17 protein-coding genes and 1 pseudogene are annotated in these 16,802 nt (G+C 70.5%); 16 read left to right on the forward strand and 2 right to left on the reverse strand.

Going from position 1 to position 16,802, the window contains the following annotated elements:
- Window positions 1–13: 13 nt before the first annotated feature.
- The 12 genes and pseudogenes from HNR67_RS26305 (at window position 14) to HNR67_RS26365 (ending at window position 11,644) form a co-directional block, all read left to right on the forward strand.
- A complete protein-coding gene (locus HNR67_RS26305; protein WP_246492600.1) occupies window positions 14–1,837 on the forward strand; it encodes an ABC transporter substrate-binding protein in 1,824 nt (607 codons plus the stop codon).
- A 4-nt stretch (window positions 1,838–1,841) separates the two neighbouring features.
- Window positions 1,842–2,867 carry an ABC transporter permease gene (locus HNR67_RS26310; RefSeq protein WP_185004894.1) on the forward strand — a complete coding sequence of 342 codons (1,026 nt, stop codon included), beginning with the start codon at window positions 1,842–1,844 and terminating at the stop codon, window positions 2,865–2,867.
- A complete protein-coding gene (locus tag HNR67_RS26315; RefSeq protein WP_185004895.1) occupies window positions 2,864–3,772 on the forward strand; it encodes an ABC transporter permease in 909 nt (302 codons plus the stop codon). The genes HNR67_RS26310 and HNR67_RS26315 overlap by 4 nt, the downstream gene beginning before the upstream one ends.
- A 2-nt stretch (window positions 3,773–3,774) precedes the next feature.
- A pseudogene (locus HNR67_RS46730) lies at window positions 3,775–5,645 on the forward strand (dipeptide ABC transporter ATP-binding protein); the annotation flags it as partial.
- Window positions 5,646–5,755: 110 nt separating this feature from the next.
- Window positions 5,756–6,124, forward strand: coding sequence for a hypothetical protein (locus HNR67_RS26330; protein ID WP_185004898.1), 369 nt, complete (start codon window positions 5,756–5,758; stop codon window positions 6,122–6,124).
- Window positions 6,125–6,132: 8 nt separating this feature from the next.
- Window positions 6,133–6,750 carry a pentapeptide repeat-containing protein gene (locus HNR67_RS26335; RefSeq protein ID WP_185004899.1) on the forward strand — a complete coding sequence of 206 codons (618 nt, stop codon included), beginning with the start codon at window positions 6,133–6,135 and terminating at the stop codon, window positions 6,748–6,750.
- Between the two features lie 24 nt (window positions 6,751–6,774).
- Window positions 6,775–6,924 carry a hypothetical protein gene (locus HNR67_RS26340; protein ID WP_185004900.1) on the forward strand — a complete coding sequence of 50 codons (150 nt, stop codon included), beginning with the start codon at window positions 6,775–6,777 and terminating at the stop codon, window positions 6,922–6,924.
- 419 nt (window positions 6,925–7,343) lie between these two features.
- Window positions 7,344–8,336: a phosphotransferase gene (locus HNR67_RS26345; RefSeq protein WP_246492601.1), complete on the forward strand. Its 993-nt coding sequence runs from the start codon at window positions 7,344–7,346 to the stop codon at window positions 8,334–8,336.
- Between the two features lie 307 nt (window positions 8,337–8,643).
- A complete protein-coding gene (locus tag HNR67_RS26350) occupies window positions 8,644–9,201 on the forward strand; it encodes a sugar O-acetyltransferase (protein WP_185004901.1) in 558 nt (185 codons plus the stop codon).
- A 104-nt stretch (window positions 9,202–9,305) separates the two neighbouring features.
- Complete coding sequence (locus tag HNR67_RS26355) at window positions 9,306–9,710, forward strand: hypothetical protein (protein WP_185004902.1); 405 nt, start codon at window positions 9,306–9,308, stop codon at window positions 9,708–9,710.
- 73 nt (window positions 9,711–9,783) lie between these two features.
- On the forward strand, window positions 9,784–10,656 hold the full coding sequence (locus HNR67_RS26360) for an NmrA family NAD(P)-binding protein (RefSeq protein ID WP_185004903.1): 873 nt from the start codon (window positions 9,784–9,786) through the stop codon (window positions 10,654–10,656).
- Window positions 10,657–10,843: 187 nt separating this feature from the next.
- Entirely contained in the window at window positions 10,844–11,644 is an 801-nt protein-coding gene (locus tag HNR67_RS26365) for a helix-turn-helix domain-containing protein (RefSeq protein WP_312988087.1), read from the forward strand.
- A 43-nt stretch (window positions 11,645–11,687) separates the two neighbouring features.
- Here the strand turns inward: HNR67_RS26365 and HNR67_RS26370 are convergent, their stop codons facing one another.
- Window positions 11,688–11,954: a hypothetical protein gene (locus HNR67_RS26370; protein ID WP_185004905.1), complete on the reverse strand. Its 267-nt coding sequence runs from the start codon at window positions 11,952–11,954 to the stop codon at window positions 11,688–11,690.
- Window positions 11,955–12,073: 119 nt separating this feature from the next.
- Between HNR67_RS26370 and HNR67_RS26375 the strand changes: the two genes are divergently transcribed.
- A complete protein-coding gene (locus tag HNR67_RS26375) occupies window positions 12,074–12,526 on the forward strand; it encodes a MarR family winged helix-turn-helix transcriptional regulator (RefSeq protein ID WP_185004906.1) in 453 nt (150 codons plus the stop codon).
- 480 nt (window positions 12,527–13,006) lie between these two features.
- On the opposite strand, the gene HNR67_RS26380 is transcribed toward HNR67_RS26375, so the two are convergent.
- Window positions 13,007–13,621 (reverse strand): TetR/AcrR family transcriptional regulator, encoded by a 615-nt coding sequence (locus tag HNR67_RS26380; protein ID WP_185004907.1) that lies wholly within the window; start codon window positions 13,619–13,621, stop codon window positions 13,007–13,009.
- An 88-nt stretch (window positions 13,622–13,709) separates the two neighbouring features.
- Here HNR67_RS26380 and HNR67_RS26385 point away from each other — a divergent pair, with 88 nt between their 5' ends.
- Genes HNR67_RS26385 through HNR67_RS26395 form a run of 3 tightly spaced genes read left to right on the forward strand, consistent with a single transcriptional unit; the run spans window position 13,710 to window position 16,759 of the window.
- Window positions 13,710–14,372, forward strand: coding sequence for an HAD family hydrolase (locus tag HNR67_RS26385; protein ID WP_312988090.1), 663 nt, complete (start codon window positions 13,710–13,712; stop codon window positions 14,370–14,372).
- Complete coding sequence (locus tag HNR67_RS26390; protein ID WP_185004908.1) at window positions 14,369–15,547, forward strand: phosphotransferase family protein; 1,179 nt, start codon at window positions 14,369–14,371, stop codon at window positions 15,545–15,547. Before HNR67_RS26385 ends, HNR67_RS26390 begins: the two co-directional genes overlap by 4 nt.
- The gene (locus tag HNR67_RS26395) at window positions 15,548–16,759 is read left to right on the forward strand and encodes an acyl-CoA dehydrogenase family protein (protein WP_185004909.1); all 1,212 of its coding nucleotides are present in this window, start codon (window positions 15,548–15,550) and stop codon (window positions 16,757–16,759) included.
- Window positions 16,760–16,802 lie beyond the last annotated feature (43 nt).

The following is a 16,802-nucleotide window of genomic DNA, read 5'->3' on the forward strand; positions in this document are numbered from 1 at the left end:
GAAGGGGAAGTCGATGACCTCGGCACGCAGGGTGCGCGGACTGCTCGGCGCGATGCTCGCCGGTGCGGTGATGGCCGCGCCCGCCATGCTCGCGGGAGCGCCCGCCGCCACCGCGCAGCAACCCGCGAGCAACGTCCTGCGGGTGGGCCTGTTGCAGGGCATCGACTCGCTCAACCCGTTCCTGGCCAGCCTGCAGTCCTCCACGGAGATCGGCAGGCTGATGTATGACTTCCTCACCTCCTACAAGGTCGAGGACAACAGCCCCGGCGAGGCGCTGGCCAAGGAGTGGACCACCGCCCCGGACAAGCTGACCTGGACCTTCACCATCCGGGACAACGCGAAGTGGTCCGACGACGCGCCGATCACGGCCAAGGACGTCGCCTACACCTACAACCTGATGCTGCGCGACCCGATCGCGGCCACCGCCAACGGCAACTTCGTCGCCAACTTCGAGTCGGTGACCGCCTCGGCCGACGGCAAGCAGGTGGTGATCAAGACCAAGACACCGCAGGCCACCATGCTCGCCCTTGACGTGCCGATCGTGCCCGAGCACGTCTGGTCCAAGGTGAGCAACCTCAAGGACTTCACCAACGAGACCCAGCCGGTGGTCTCCAGCGGGCCGTTCACCCTGCTGGAACACAAGCCCGAGCAGCACGTGAAGCTCAAGGCCAACAAGAACTACTGGCGCGGCGCCCCCAAGATCGACGAGCTGCACTTCCTGTACTTCAAGAACAGCGACGCCGCCGTGCAGGCCCTGCGCAAGGGCGAGGTGGACCTGGTCAACCGGCTCACCGCGGCCCAGTACCAGTCGCTGCAGAGCGAGGCCACCGTCACGCTCAACAAGGCCAACGGCCGCCGCTTCTCCGAACTGGTGCTCAACCCCGGCGCGGCCACCAAGGCGGGCGCCCCCATCGGTGACGGCCACCCAGCGCTCAAGGACATCCGGGTCCGCCAGGCCATCGCCAAGGCCATCGACCCCAAGGCCCTGGTCGACCGGGTGCTGCAGGGCTTCGGCCAGGTCGGCGGCGGCTTCCTGCCCCCGGTCTACGCCGACTTCCACCTCACCCCCGAGGCCGCAGGCGCCAAGTTCGACCCGGGCGCGGCCAACACCGCCCTGGACGCCGCCGGCTATGCCAAGGGCGCCAACAACATCCGGGTCGGACCCGACGGCAAGGCGCTGACCTTCCGGCTCTACGCCCGCAACGACCGGCCCAACGACATCACCGGCGCGGAGTTCATCAAGAGCTGGCTGGCCGACATCGGCGTCGGCGTGGAACTGCAGACCATCTCCAGCAACCAGATGAACGAACGCACCACCGGCGGCCAGTACGACATCGCCTTCTCCGGCTGGGGCACCAACCCCGACCCGGACTTCATCCTCGGCCTGCACACCTGCGACCAGCGGCCCGGCCCGGACGGCAAGGGCGCCACCACGGACGCCTACCTGTGCGACAAGACCTACGACGAGCTGTACAAGGCCCAGCTCAGCGAGTTCGACCGGGCCAAGCGCGGCGAACTGGTCAAGCGGATGCAGAAGGTCGCCGTCGATCAGGCCGCCAGCATCGTGCTCTACTACGAGAACGCGCTGGAGGCCTACCGCAGCGACAAGTTCGCCGCCTTCGCCCTCCAGCCCAGCACCGGCGGGGTCATCCGGGAGCAGAACGGCATGTGGGGCTACTACAGCGCCACCCCGGCGGGCGCGGCCACCGGCGACAGCGGATCCGGGAGCAACACCGGGCTGATCATCGGCATCGTGGTCGCCGTGCTCGTGCTCGGCGGTGGCGCCGTGCTGCTGGTGACCCGCCGCCGCAAGGCCGGCGCCGACGACCGGGAGTGAGTGCGTGAGCGACCTGCTCGCCCCGACCGAGCAGCCAGGACCCACCGCCCAGGAGACCAGGAGGTCCACCGGCACCGCGCGCTACCTGCTCGGCAAGCTCGGTGGCGCGCTGCTCAGCGTGTTCTTCGTGGCGGTGCTCGGGTTCCTGCTGTTCCGGGTCATCCCCGGCGACCCCGTGCAGACCATGACCCGCGGCCGCCCGGTCGGGGCCGAGCAGATCGCCCAGCTGCGCGCCGAATTCGGCCTGGACCGTCCACTGTGGATGCAGTTCCTGGACTACCTCGGCGGGCTGTTCCAGGGTGAGCTGGGCACCTCCTACACCTACCGGCGCCCGGTGGGGGAGCTGATCCTGGAACGCCTGGGGCCCACCGTGCTGCTGGTGGGCACCGGCACGCTGATCGCGGTGGTCATCGGGCTGAGCCTGGGCATCCGCAGCGCCTGGCGGCACGGCAGCCGCTTCGACCAGTTCTCCACCGGGATCTCGCTGACCCTGTGGTCGGTGCCGACCTTCTGGCTGGGCCTGATCCTGATGATGGCCACCGGCAACGCCTTCCCGTCCCGGGGCATGCTCGATCCGTCCACACCGGATGAGTTCTTCCCGCAGGTGCTCGACATCGCCCACCACATGGTGCTGCCCTGCCTGACCTTCGTCGCGGTGGTCTTCGCCCAGTACCAGCTGGTGATGCGCTCGGCGCTGCTGGAGGAGATGGGCGCGGACTACCTCAACACCGCGCGCGCCAAGGGATTGACCGACGACGCGGTCCGCCGCAAGCACGCCGTGCCGAACGCCATGCTGCCCACGGTGACGCTGGTGTTCCTGCGGCTGGGCCTGGTCGTGCAGGGCGCGGTGACCGTGGAGACCGTGTTCTCCTGGCCAGGACTGGGACTGCTGCTCTACGACGGGCTCAGCGTGCCCGATCTGCCGCTGCTGCAAGGGGTGTTCACCGTGCTCGCCGGAACCGTGGTCGCCATGAACGTGGCCGCCGACCTGCTCTACCGGGTGCTCGACCCCAGGGTGCGTGCCTCATGAGCGCCCCCCAGACCGCGCGCGCCCTGGCCTGGGCCCGCCGCCGCGAGGCCGCCGGTCGCGCCTGGCGGCAGTTCCGCACCGACCGCGGCGGCCTGGTCGGCCTGGCCGGGCTGGTCCTGTTCGCGTTGCTGGCCGTGGCCGCGCCGCTGTTCACCGACCCCGCCGACCTCGACGTCACCAAGACCACCGGCCGCCCGTTGCAGGGGCCGGGCGGGGACTACCTGCTCGGCACCGACGAGACCGGCCGTTCGGTGCTGCTGCTGGTGCTCGGCGGGGCCCGGATCTCGCTGACCGTCGGCCTGGCCGCGGCGGTGCTGACCATGCTCATCGGCACCGTGGTCGGCCTGCTCGCCGGGCACTTCGGCGGCTGGGTGTCGGCGGTGCTGATGCGCTTCACCGACTTCTTCCTGGTGCTGCCCTCCCTGGTGCTGGCCATCGCGCTGAGCAGCGTGCTCGACCGCGGCCTGGTCACCATCGTCTTCGCCATCGGCCTGACCTCCTGGCCCAGCGCCGCCCGCCTGGTCCGCGCGCAGACCCTCGCGGTGGAGGCCAGGCCCTACATCGAACGCGCCCGCGCCCTCGGCGGCGGCCACACCCACCTGATCACCAAACACGTGCTGCCCTCCACCCTGCCGCTGGTCTTCGCCGACACCACGCTGCAGGTGGCCAGCGCGATCGTGGCCGAGTCCACCCTGTCCTTCCTCGGCCTGGGCGATCCCACCCAGGTCACCTGGGGATCGATGCTGCGCAACGCGCTCAACAGCGGCGCGGTCTCCGCCGGGGCCTGGTGGTACGTGATCCCGCCCGGTATCGGCATCGTCCTGGTCGTGCTGGCCTTCACCCTGTGCGGGCGGGCCCTGGAAACCGTGCTCAACCCACGGCTGCGGACCTCGGGGGGACGCTGACGATGACCCTGCTCGAACTCCGCGACCTCACCATCACCTACACCTCCGCCCGCGGCCCGGTACCCGCCGTGCGCGGGGTGAACCTGTCCCTGGACGCGGGCCAGACCCTCGGCATGGCGGGGGAGTCCGGCTGCGGGAAGTCCACCGTGGCCATGTCCATCCTGCGGCTGCTGCCGCGCAGCACCACCATCGGCGGGCAGATCCTCCTGGACGGGGAGGACGTCACCGGCATGTCCTGGGGACGGCTGCGCGCGGTCCGCTGGGCCGCCGCCTCGGTGGTGTTCCAGGGCGCGATGCACGCGCTCAACCCGGTGCGGCGCATCGGCGAGCAGATCGCCGAACCCATCCTGCTGCACAACGGCGCCGGCGCCGCCTCCAGCCGACAGTCCGATGTGGACAGAGCGGTCGCCGAACTCCTGGAACGCGTCGGACTGCCCGCCCGGCACGCCCGCGCCTACCCGCACGAACTCTCCGGCGGGCAGAAACAACGCGTGATGATCGCCCTCGCGCTGGCCTGCTCCCCGCGCCTGGTCATCGCCGACGAACCCACCACCGCGCTGGATGTCATGGTGCAGGCCCAGGTCCTGGACCTGCTGGCCGAACTGGTCGCCGAACGCGGCATCGGCCTGATGATGATCAGCCACGACCTGTCCGTGCTCGCCCAGACCTGCCAGCGCCTGGCCGTGATGTACGCCGGCCGCATCGTCGAACTCGGCCCCTCCCACCAGGTCACCACCGCCCCCGTGCACCCCTACAGCGCGGCGCTCTCAGCCGCCTTCCCCACCGTCGGCGACCCCGCCTCCCGGATGGCCCCGCGCGGCCTGCCCGGCGACCCACCCGACCCGGCCGACCTGCCCGGCGGCTGCCCGTTCCACCCCAGATGCGGTGTCTCCCAACCGGAATGCGCCACCCAGGACCTCCAGCTGCGGCCCGCCGGACCCGAACACACCGCCGCCTGCGTGCACGCCCACGTCCCCGCCCAGGAGGCCGCCCGATGAGCCCGCTGCTGCGCGCCGAGGACCTCGCGGTGCACTTCCGCTCCCGCAACGGCGCCACCGCCCGCGCCGTGGACGGGGTCAACCTCACCGTCAACGCGGGCGAGATCACCGCCCTGGTCGGCGAATCCGGCTGCGGCAAAACAACTTTGGCCCGCACCCTGCTCGGCCTGGAACGCCCCACCCGCGGCCAGGTCAGCTTCGAAGGCCGGCCGCTGCCCTACTCCACCAAGGGTTTGCGCGCCTACCGCCGCCAGGTCCAGCTCATCCTGCAGGACCCCACCGGCGCGCTCAACCCGCGCCAGACCGTCTACGAGGCCGTCGCCGAGGGCCTGCGCATCCACCGCACCCCCGGCAACGAGGCCGACCAGGTCGCCGACGCCCTCTCCCGTGCGGGCCTGCGCCCACCCGAACGGTTCTTCCGGACCTTCCCGCACGAACTCTCCGGCGGCCAGCGCCAGCGCGTGGTCATCGCGGGCGCCCTCGCCCTGCACCCCCGCCTGCTCATCGCGGACGAACCCGTCGCCTCCCTGGACGCCTCCGTCCGCGGCGAGATCCTGGCCCTGCTGCTCAAACTCCGCGCCGACCTCGACCTCGCGGCCCTGGTCGTCACCCACGACCTGGGCCTGGCCTGGAACATCGCCGACCGGGTCGCGGTGATGTACCTGGGCCGGATCGTGGAGGTGGGCCCGGTCGAACAGGTCCTCACCCACCCCCAGCACCCCTACACCCAGGCCCTGCTCTCCGTGCTCGGCGAGACACCCACGGTGCTCACCGGCGAGGCCCCCGACCCCACCAGGGTCCCCGGCGGCTGCCGCTTCCACCCCCGATGCCCAGCCCTGGCCACCGGCATCGCCGACCCGGTGGCCGAGTCCTGCCGCCGCCGCGACCTGCCCATCCTGACCGGAGCCACCGACATCGAGGTCGCCTGCCACCTGGCCACCGCCCCCGTGCGCGGCTGAGAACCTGGTCAGGGCATTCTGAACCCGTGCCACCGGAACCCGCCATCCCCGTCGAGCTAGTCCAGCACGCGCTGCGCGCCATGCGCGCCGGCACCTACCGCGTCGACACCACCCCCGGCGGGGTGACGGTGAGCCTGGTGATGGCGGTCAGCCCCGCAGGCCGCCGCAACGCCGCCGAACGCCTCACCCGCTCCCTGGCCGAGTACAACCTCACCCTGGACGCCCCCGACCCGGTCACCGCCCTCACCGAGCGCGTCACCGGCCTGCGCGTCATCCCCACCCCAGTCGACCCCGCCCCAACCGACCCGACCTTGGCCGACCCCAACCTGGCCGACCCCGCCTCAGTCGACCCTACCCCGACTGACCCAACCCCGGCCGGCCCTGCCGATGCCTGAGCGCCCCCATGCCTGAGCGCCCCCGCCGTGCCCAGCCCCCGGCCGCCGACACCACCATCCACAACCGGGACTGGGACATCGAGCAGGACCTCGACGGCCAGACCTTCACCAGGGTCGCCTTCCACGACGTCGACCTGTCCGAGATGTCCAGTCGTCAGGCGAACTTCCTCGACTGCACCTTCCGGCAGTGCCGCCTCAACGCCGCCACCCACACCGGCACGGCCTTCCTGAACTGCACCTTCACCCGCAGCCGCTTCTTCGACACCACCTTCGTCGACTGCAAACTCACCGGCAGCACCTTCGAGCACTGCACCTTCGAGCTGCTCAAGGTCACCGGCGGCGACTGGTCCTACACCGCCCTGCCCGGCGCCAACCTCAGCCGAGCCACCTTCACCGGCACCCGCCTGCACGAGGCCAACCTCACCGCCGCCCGCCTCACCGGCGCCACCCTGCACCGAGTCGACCTCACCAACGCCCAACTCCACCGGATCGACCTCACCCAGGCCGACCTCCGCGGCACAGACCTGTCGGCCCTGGACCCCCGCGCCGCCGAACTCGAAGGCGCCGTGATCGACCCGGAACAAGCCCTGGTCATCGTCACGGCGCTGGGCCTGCGCGTCGGCTAACCTCGAAAGAAAAGGGGTGAGTCCATGACCGAGCACAAGCCAGAACCCAAGTTCGCCAAACTCCCCGACCGCATCCCCCTGTCGGAAACCAGCCCCACCAAGGACACCAGCCAGGCCCCCGACTTCGACGGCGGCAAAACCGAACGCGACATCGCCCTCCAGTACCCCGTCTGACCCCAACCTCCGCAGCCACGCGGCCTGCCACCCGATCCCCACACCGCCGCGCCGCGCCGTTCTGCGCCGCGACTGATCCGCGCCGCCCACACCACCGCCGCGCCGCTCTACGCTGCCCCGCGCCGCATCGCGCTGCCGACACCACCCGATCCACCCACCGCGCCGTCGCCCTCTCGCGCCGAGCCGTTGTTCCCCTCTGCCCAAGGCATGGGAGCCTCCTCCCCAGCCCCAGCCCCAGCCCCAGCCCGCGCCCGGCCCCAGCCCGCGCCCGGCCCACGCGACCTCAGCCCGGCCCGGCCCCCTCCACCTCAGCCAAACGCCGGCGGCGGCCCTGGCCGCCGTCCCGCCCAACCGCACGGCGATACGACCTCCCCAAAACCAAGTGCCCCGACCAGTCCCCACCAACTAGCTTCCCCGCCATGAAAGACCGGCCGCCGGACCTGGACGACCACACCCTGCACCAGGCCCTGCACGCCTGGAACATCACCGCCGTCACCCTCACCCACGCCCCCGTCGGCTTCGGCGACCACCACTGGACCGTCACCGACCAGCACACCCGCCGCTGGTTCATCACCGTCGCGGACCTCACCGCCAAACCCCACTGCGGCCCCACTCCCGCCACGGCCTGGCACGGCCTCCGCCAAGCCATGACCACCTCTGCCACCCTCCCCCTGGACTTCGTCGCCGCCCCGGTGTCCACTCCCGAGGGCGAGACCCTCCGCCGCCTCGGCCCGCACTACGCCCTGAGCGTCTTCCCATTCCTGGACGGCACCACCGGCCACTTCGGCGACCCCGTCACCCGCCCCGACCGCACGGCCACCCTCACCCTGCTGGCCCACCTCCACCGCACCAAACCCCCAGCCGCCACCCCGATCTGCCAGCCGGCGCTACCGTCCCGCGCCTACCTCACCGCGGCCCTGACCTCCCTGCGCACCCTCTGGACCGGCGGCCCCTTCGCCGAACCCGCCCGCGCCCTGACCGCCCAGCACGCCACCGGCCTCCACCACCGCCTGGCCGAGTTCGATCGCAGAGCCGCCACTCCGCATGGCACCCCGGTGATCACCCATGGCGAACCCCACCCCGGCAACCTGATGCGTCTGGAAAACCGCCACATCCTGCTCGACTGGGACACCGTCGGCCTGGCCGCCCCCGAACGCGACCTCTGGCTGGTCGCCCAGGACGACCAGGACCTGGCCCACTACACCGAGATCAGCGGCCGCCCGGTCGATCACTCGGCACTGGAGCTGTACCGCCTGCGCTGGGCCCTCGACGACATGGCGGCTTTCCTGCACTGGTTCCGCTCCCCACACACCCGAACCCCGGACACCGAACAAGCCTGGACCGGCTTCACGGAAACCCTGTCCGCGCTCACGGGCACCACGATGGGCACGGATCCCACCGCAGCGCCATGATCGGCAAGTCGAGCACCGAGTGAAGCCCGTCGAGCCAGGCCAATGACACGACGCCAAGCACGCGTCCCGCACCGCATGCCCGCACGGCACCGCACCGCACGATCCGCATCGCCCGGCCCAGCCCGGCCAGGCACGGCACGGCACGCGAGCGTCCTCGGCCGGGCGACACAGGCTCCGGGTGGGCGACCTCGTCCTTCCCTCACTCCCACCCGGGTCCCCAGCGAGTGATCGAACTCCCTGGCGCCCTCGCGTTCCCGGCATGGCATTCGAGCCCGCCCAGCACCTCGGCTGGCTAGTGTGGGTGATCATGAGCGAGCAAAAGGAACGCATGCTGCGCGGCGAGCTGTACCGCGACAACGATCCCGCGCTGGTCGCCGAGCGCAGGCACTGCCAGCAGCTGGTGGACCGGTTCAACGCGACCCGCTCCGGTGAGGACGAGGCACGGCAACAGATCCTGACCGAGCTGCTCGGCGGGATCGGCGCCGGATCGTGGATCATGCCACGGTTCCAGTGTGACTATGGCTACCTCATTCGCTTGGGGGACAACAGTTTCATCAACTACGACGCGATCCTGATGGACTGCGCGCCGATCACCATCGGCAATGACGTGTCCATCGGCCCGCGGGCGCAGCTGCTCACCGCCCTGCACCCGATCGAGGATCACGAGCTGCGGCGGCAACGCTGGGAGACCGCCGCGCCCATCACCATCGGGGACAACGCCTGGCTCGGCGGCGGAGTCATCGTCTGCCCCGGCGTGACCATCGGCGCCAACACCGTGGTCGGCGCGGGCAGCGTGGTCACCAAGGACCTGCCCGAGCGGGTGCTGGCCGCCGGCAACCCCTGCCGGGTGATCAGGGACTTGTGAGGTCCTGACCTGCGGCATTACCTCTGAGGTAATCGACAGCTTGACCTGCGGCGGGAGATCGTCATGCCCACAGGGACAGCCGAACTTCCGATCAAGGAGTCACGATGACCACTCAGGTTTCCGCCGCCACCGCCAACCCCACCGGTCTGCTCCGCCTCGCCCTGCGGCTGGACGCGGTGGCCTCCGGCGCCATGGGTGTGCTTCTGCTGCTGGGTAGCTCCTTCCTCGCTGAATTGCTGGGCCTGTCCGCCGGACTGCTGCTTGGGGCGGGTGTGGTGCTGGTCGTGTTCGCGGCCGGAGTCGCCACCGTGGGTCTGCGGCGGCAGCTCAGCCGGGTCGGCGCGTGGGAGATCGTGGTGATCAACGCGCTGTGGGTGGTGGCCAGTGTCGTGGTTGCCGCCATCCTGCCGATGACCGGCCTGGGTGTGGCGTTTGTGCTGGTCCAGGCTGCGGCGGTGGCGGTGTTCGCCGAACTGCAGGTGGTCGGGCTGCGCCGATCCGCCCGCTAGTCCCATGGCTTGTCGTGGGCCTCGGTGGTCGCTACAGTTGCGCTCCATTCAAACTTGAGTAACGGGGGGCGTCATGCGGATCATGGTCACCGGGGCCAGTGGAACCATCGGCGGCGAGGTGCTGCGGCAACTGCTCGCCGCCGGGCACACGGTGCGAGCACTCACCCGGGATCCGGTGCGGGCCAGCCTGCCTGAGTCCGCCGAGGTCCTCCGCGGGGACCTGACCGACCCGGAGACCCTCACCGGGGTGTTCGAGAACGTGGATCGACTCTTCCTGGCACCTGCTTTCGCTGTGTCGGCGACGGTGAACGACGTGCTGGCGGCCGCGACCACCGCAGGCGTGCGGCGGATCGTGACGCTGTCCTCGGGCGCGGTGGTGGAGGACGAACCCGGCTACGGGGACGCCGACTACCACCACGCCGACGAGGTGACCGTGGAACAGGCGGTGGAGGCCGCCGGGGTGGAGTGGACACACGTGCGGGCCGGGGAGTTCATGGCCAACACGCTGGACTGGGCACCCGCCATCCGGGCCGCGGGTGTGGTGCGCTCGCCCTTCGGCAAGATCGCCGCGGGCATGGTGCACGAGGCGGACATCGCCGCGGTCGCGGTCGCGGCGCTGACCGAGGACGGACACCACGGCGCCAAGTACGTGCTCACCGGACCCGGACTGATCACCCCGCCGGAGCAGGTCGCCGCGATCGGCGCGGCGATCGGGCGCGACCTGCGCTTCGAGGCGATCAGCCCGGACCAGGCGCGGGCGGACTGGCTGGCCCAGGGCTGTGACCGGACCTTCGTCGAGTGGATGCTGGGACCTGAGGACGCTCCTGTCTCCGAATCGGATCTGGTGGGGGCGGCGGAGTTGACCGATGACGTCGAGCGGGTGCTGAACCGGCCCGCTCACACCTACGCACGATGGGCGGCCGATCATGCCGACGACTTCCGGTAGCCGGGGGCCGAGGAACGCCGCCGGAGGCAGTCCCGCTCGCGACGGCCGCGGCGAGCCCGCCGTCGGTGGCAGGACCGCTCCGGCCAGGAATGGCCGGCACGAAGGCGCCGCGACCGCGTCTCCGCCGTCCGCGTCGGGCACGACGCTCGCCGGTACGGTTCAGCGTTCCCGGCCTGGGCCAGGTCGTGTGGCCACCACGACCCAGACCACGCGGCCGGTCGGCGAACTGCTCCGTGAGTGGCGGGACCGCAGGCGGCTCAGCCAACTCGAGTTGTCGGTGCGGGCCGACATCTCCACCCGGCACCTCAGCTTCGTGGAGACCGGGCGGTCCACACCAAGCCGGGACATGCTCCTGCACCTGGCCGAGCAACTGGAACTGCCACTGCGGGAACGCAATCACCTCCTTCTCGCTGCTGGATACGCGCCGGTCTACGCCGAGTCGGCACTGGATTCGCCGCATATGACCGCGGTCCGGACCGCGGTGCGGCAGATCCTCACCGCCCATGAGCCCTACCCGGCCATCGTCATCGACCGGGCCTGGACCATGGTCGAGGCCAACGCCAGCATCGGGGTGCTGACCGAGTCGGTGCGACCGGACCTGCTGATGCCACCGGTGAACGTGTTGCGTGCCAGCCTGCATCCCGAAGGGCTCGCGTCGCGGATCGCGAACCTGGGGGAGTGGCGGGCACATTTGCTGGGCCGGCTGCGGCGGCAGGTGGCGATGACCGCCGATCCGGTGTTGACCGAGCTGTACGAGGAACTGTCCGGCTATCCGTGCGCCGAGCCGGAGCCGGAGATCGAGCTGCCCGGACCGGGCGAGGTGGTGGTGCCGCTACGCGTGCGCCACGAGGGCCGGGAGCTGACCTTCTTCAGCATGGTCGCCACATTCGGCACACCGGCGGACATCACCGTCTCCGAACTGGCGATCGAGTCGTTCTTCCCCGCCGACGAGGCGACCGCGACCGTGTTGCGCGCGCGGCGGAGTTGACCGACTCCTCTGGCTGGGTACGTGATCTGCCTCCTTACTACGCCTACGGGGGCACGAACACCTGACCGTGCAGCTCCGCCGAGATGCCCGCGCTCGTGCACGCCAGGACCGAGCGCGGGCACTCGGCGGTGTCGCGTAGGGCGAACAGCGCACCGGGGGCGACGGTCGGCGTCATGCCCGGCGTGACCATCCGTTCGACCCTGTCCACGGTCGCGGTCAGCGGGTCTCCCGCCGACGCGAAACCCTCTTCGCGAGGGCTGAATGTGTTGACCCCCAAGGAGAACGTCGGTCCGGGGTTGGTTCTGGTCATGTGTCCCTCCAGTGAGATGGTCAAGCGGCTTGTCGAGATTGAAGGTAAAGCAGCTTGACCACATCGCGCAAGTCGGTGTTGAATGCAGATGGGCGAACGAGCGGATCTAGGGTGGCGCCATGGCCGAGGGGCAGCTTCCTGTGACGCTCGCGATGGTGTTCCGATTGATGAACGACCGCGTGCACACGCGGATGGACGAGCAGGGGTATCCCGGGCTGCGGCCCGCCTACGGATACGCGTTCAACTTCCTGTCCTGCAATCCCACGACGACCGCGGTGGCGCTGGCGATCCATCTTGGGGTCACCAAGCAGGCGGCGGTGCAGCTCGTGGAGGAGCTGGAGAACCAGGGTTTCGTGACACGGCGCCCACATCCGGACGATGGCCGCGCCAAGATCGTCGAACTGACCGAACGAGGCCGGCAGTGCATCCGCGAAGTCGAGCTGATGTGGATGGAGGAGGAGGAACGTTGGGAACAACTGGTTGGTAAGCAGGCGCTGGACGAAGTGCGATTCTCGCTCTGGGCCTACGTGCGCGATTCAGGGCGACCGGTCGGACTGCGGCCACTCTGGTGACACGTTCCGGTGGCGAGGGCCTGGAGTGACGGGCAGGCGACCGTCGTGGACATGACCGTCAGCGCGGACGGCGGTCAGGGCGATGGGCGGCGACCCGAACTGGCGAAGGATCGGCACGGTGCGGGCCGTGTCGGGCTGGGTTTCAGTGCACTCCCGCCTGATGAACTGGCGTAGCCGGGCAGGTTGGCACGGTACTGAGACTGGTGGCGTCCGGCTGGGCCGGGTCGTCGGCCTGACTTGCTCGGGCAGTGGCTGGGGCAGGACGTGACCAGTCGCGAACCGGCCTGACAGGTCGGAACTGTGTGGCGGCTGCGAGGCGGTGGCCATGGCCGAGGTGGCCAGGGCCGCGCTCTGGGTGAGTGATCTCGGCGGACTGGCCGAGAGCCGGACTGACCTGGGTTAGGGCGGCCGGACCGTGCTGGCGGCGCCGGGTCAGAGCCCGCGTGGTGGGCTTGGGGGCGGCGACCTCGCCGGTGCCGGTCAGGTAGCCGGTGTGACTGGGCGGAGTGAGCTGAGCAGCAGCTCGGTGAAGTCCGCGCCGATCTCGGTGACGCTCTTCGGGCCGCTCGGGCGGTACCAGACCGCCATGTGGTGGATGGCGCCGAAGAAGGAGTGCGTGACCAGGTCCGCCGAGATGTCCGGGCGGAACTCGCCGACGCGCTGGCCTTCCTCGACCAGGCCGCGGAAGCGCTCGTGGTAGCGGCGGCGTTCGGCGCGGACCGTGGCCAGGGTGGTCGGCGGGAGGTGGTGCATCTCGCGGAAGAACACCGTCACCTCGCGCAGGCTGTTCGCGCTGCTGGTCACCACGTCCTCGGCGGCGGCGCGCAGGCGTTCGGCCGGCGAGCCCGAGCTGGTCGCGATCTGTTCGAGGCGGTAGGTCTGCAGGAACAGCAGGCGCCGGTAGACCTCGTGCAGCAGCTCTGCCTTGGACTTGAAGTAGTGGTAGAGCCCGCCCTTGGTCACCCCGGCGGCATCGGCGATCTCCTGGACCGAGGTGGCCGGGTAGCCCTTGTCGGCGAACAGGCGGGTTGCGGCCTCGACCAGTCGCTCTGGGACAAACCGGTCGGTCGGTGCGGACTCGGATCGTGCTGACACAGTGCTGATAGTGCCACTAAGTGGGGTGATTCGCTGCACCCGATGAGCGGCATTGCCGACATTCCAACCGGTCGGTAGCCTCCGTGGGGTGGCATTGACGGACACCCGAGAGATCGACGCGCTGGTGGTGGACTACGGCGGGGTGCTGACCACCTCGATCCGGTCGTCCTTCCGCGACTGGTGCGAGACCGACGGCATCACCCAGGACAGCCTGCGCGGCCTGCTCGGTGACTGGCTGGGCGCGCGGGCCGAGCCCGGCAACCCGATCCACCTGCTGGAGACCGGCGAGCTGGACACCGGCGAGTTCGAGCGGCACCTGGCCGCCCGGCTCACCACCGTGGACGGCAGGGCCATCGACTCCAAGGGACTGATCCGGCGGATGTTCGCCGGGGTGGGCCCGGACGAGGCGATGCTCGACCTGCTGCGGGATGCCCGCGAAGCCGGGTTGCGCACCGCGCTGCTGTCCAACAGCTGGGGTGGCGGCTACCCGATGGAGCGGCTGCGCGAGCTGTGCGAGGTGATCGTGATCAGCGGCGATGTCGGGTTGCGCAAACCCGACGCGGCGATCTACGAGTACACCCTGGAGCGGCTGGGGCTGCCCGCTGGGCGCTGTGTGTTCGTCGACGACGCGGAGCCGAACGTGCTGGGCGCGCGGGCGGTGGGCATGCACGGGGTGTGGCACACCGACGCGGCCAGCACCATCGCGGCTGTGACGGCGCTCGCGCCGGGGCTGGCGGGAGGATCGGCATGAGCGGACCGGAGAATACGGGCAAGCCCGCGACCCTGGGCAAGGACGGGTCGCTGAGCAAGCTCGGGACGCAGGAGAAGGCCGGGGCCCAAGAAGGAGTAGGGGCCCCGGAGAGGGCCCGGACCCAGGATGGGGCCGGGGCCTCCGCGGGCGGGGCCGAGGAGCTGCCAGGCCTTGACCTCGGACGATTCCGCACCTACCTCGACGAGCAGCGACCCGGGCTGCGCGCCGGGGAACTGACCGCTGAACTCATCGCGGGCGGGCGGTCCAACCTGACCTACTCCGTCAGCGACGGGGTGCACGACTGGGTGTTGCGGCGGCCGCCGCTCGGGCATGTGCTGGCCACCGCGCACGACATGGGCCGGGAGTACCGGGTGATCACCGCGTTGCGGGACACCGCGGTGCCGGTGCCGACCACCGTGCTGCTCTGCACCGACCCCGGGGTGCTGGGCGCGCCCTTCTACCTCATGGACCGGACGCCAGGGCAGGTGTTGCGCACCCGGTCCGACGCCGCCTGGCTGCGGCCGGAACAGGCGCGGGCGCTCTCGCTCGAGCTGGTGGAGGTGCTGGCCGACCTGCACGCCGTGGCGCCGGAGTCGGTGGGCCTGACGGATTTCGGGCGACCGGACGGGTTCCTGACCCGGCAGGTCAACCGGTGGAAGAAGCAGTTGGACGCCTCGCGGAGCCGGGAACTGGCCGGGATCGACGACCTGCACGCCCAGCTCGGCGCGCGGATCCCGGTCTCGGGCGAGCCCGCGATCGTGCACGGCGACTACCGGCTGGGCAACGTCCTGGTCGGTGCGGATCCGCTGGGCATCACCGGGGTGCTGGACTGGGAGATGTCCACCCTCGGTGACCCGCTGACCGACCTGGGCCTGCTCGTGGTCTACAACCACGACCTCGGCACCGCGGGCGAGGAGATCTCCGGCAGCAACTCTGTGCCCGGACTGGCCGGCACCGACGAGCTGATCGCGCACTACGCCCAGCGCAGCGGCCACGATGTCGGGCGGCTGAACTGGTACGTGGCACTGAGCTTCTTCAAGCTCGCGGTGATCGTGGAGGGCATCCACTTCCGGTTCGTGGCCGGCCAGACCGTCGGCGCGGGCTTCGACAAGATCGGCAAACTCACGCCCCTGCTGGTGAGCAGCGGGCTGAACGCACTGGCAGAGGAGAGCTAGATGGACTTCGCCCTCGACGAGCGCACCCTCGAACTGCGCGAGAAGCTGCTGGCGTTCATGGATTCCCACATCTACCCGGCCGAGCAGGAGCTGCTCGGCAAGGACGTCGCGCCCGGCGCGGAGTGGGACCGGCCGTCAGTGATGGAGGACCTCAAGGAGGAGGCGCGCAGGCGTGGCCTGTGGAACCTGTTCCTGCCCGGCGCGCACGGCGCGGGCCTGACCAACCTGCAGTACGCCTCGCTGGCCGAGATCACCGGCCACAGCCCCGGCCTGGCCCCTGAGGCGCTCAACTGCGCCGCGCCGGACACCGGCAACATGGAACTGCTGGCCGAGTTCGGCTCCGAGGCACAGCAGCGGCGGTGGCTGGAACCGTTGCTGGGCGGGCAGATCCGCTCCGCCTTCTGCATGACCGAGCCGGAGGTGGCCTCCTCCGACGCGAGCAACATCGCCACCCGGATCGACCGCGACGGCGACCACTACGTGGTCAACGGCCGCAAGTGGTTCGCCTCCGGTGCGATGAGCCCGGACTGCGCGGTGCTCATCGTCATGGGCAAGACCGATCCCGGCGCGGAACGGCACCGCCAGCAGAGCATGATCATCGTCCCGTCGGACACCCCCGGTGTGGACATCAAGCGCGGCATGCACGTCTTCGGCTACACCGACGGCGCGCACGGCGGGCACGCCGAGGTCGTGTTCACCAACGTCCGGGTGCCCGCGGAGAACCTGGTCGCCGGTGAGGGCGACGGGTTCGCCATCGCGCAGGCCCGGCTCGGGCCCGGCCGGATCCACCACTGCATGCGGTTGATCGGCATGGCCGAGCGTGCCCTGGAACTGATGTGCCAGCGCGCGCTGGACCGGGTCGCCTTCGGCAAACCGCTGGCCGAGCAGGGCGTGGTGCGGGAGTGGATCGCCGAATCCCGGGTGCGCATCGAGCAGACCCGCCTGCTGGTGCTCAAGACCGCGTGGCTGATGGACACCGTGGGCAACAAGGGCGCGCACACCGAGATCCAGGCGATCAAGATCGCCACCCCGCGGATGACCGAATGGGTGGTGGACAAGGCGATCCAGGCGCACGGCGCGGGCGGGGTCAGCCAGGACCTGCCGCTGGCGCACCTGTGGGCGCAGGGCCGCACACTGCGACTGGCCGACGGTCCGGACGAGGTGCACCTGGCCTCGCTGGCGCGGCGGGAACTGAAGAAGTACAAGGGCTAGACAGAACTGAGAGCCGGGGCCGGTAGTCCACTGTGGACATACC

Source organism: Crossiella cryophila (assembly GCF_014204915.1).
Classification (GTDB): Bacteria; Actinomycetota; Actinomycetes; order Mycobacteriales; family Pseudonocardiaceae; genus Crossiella; species Crossiella cryophila.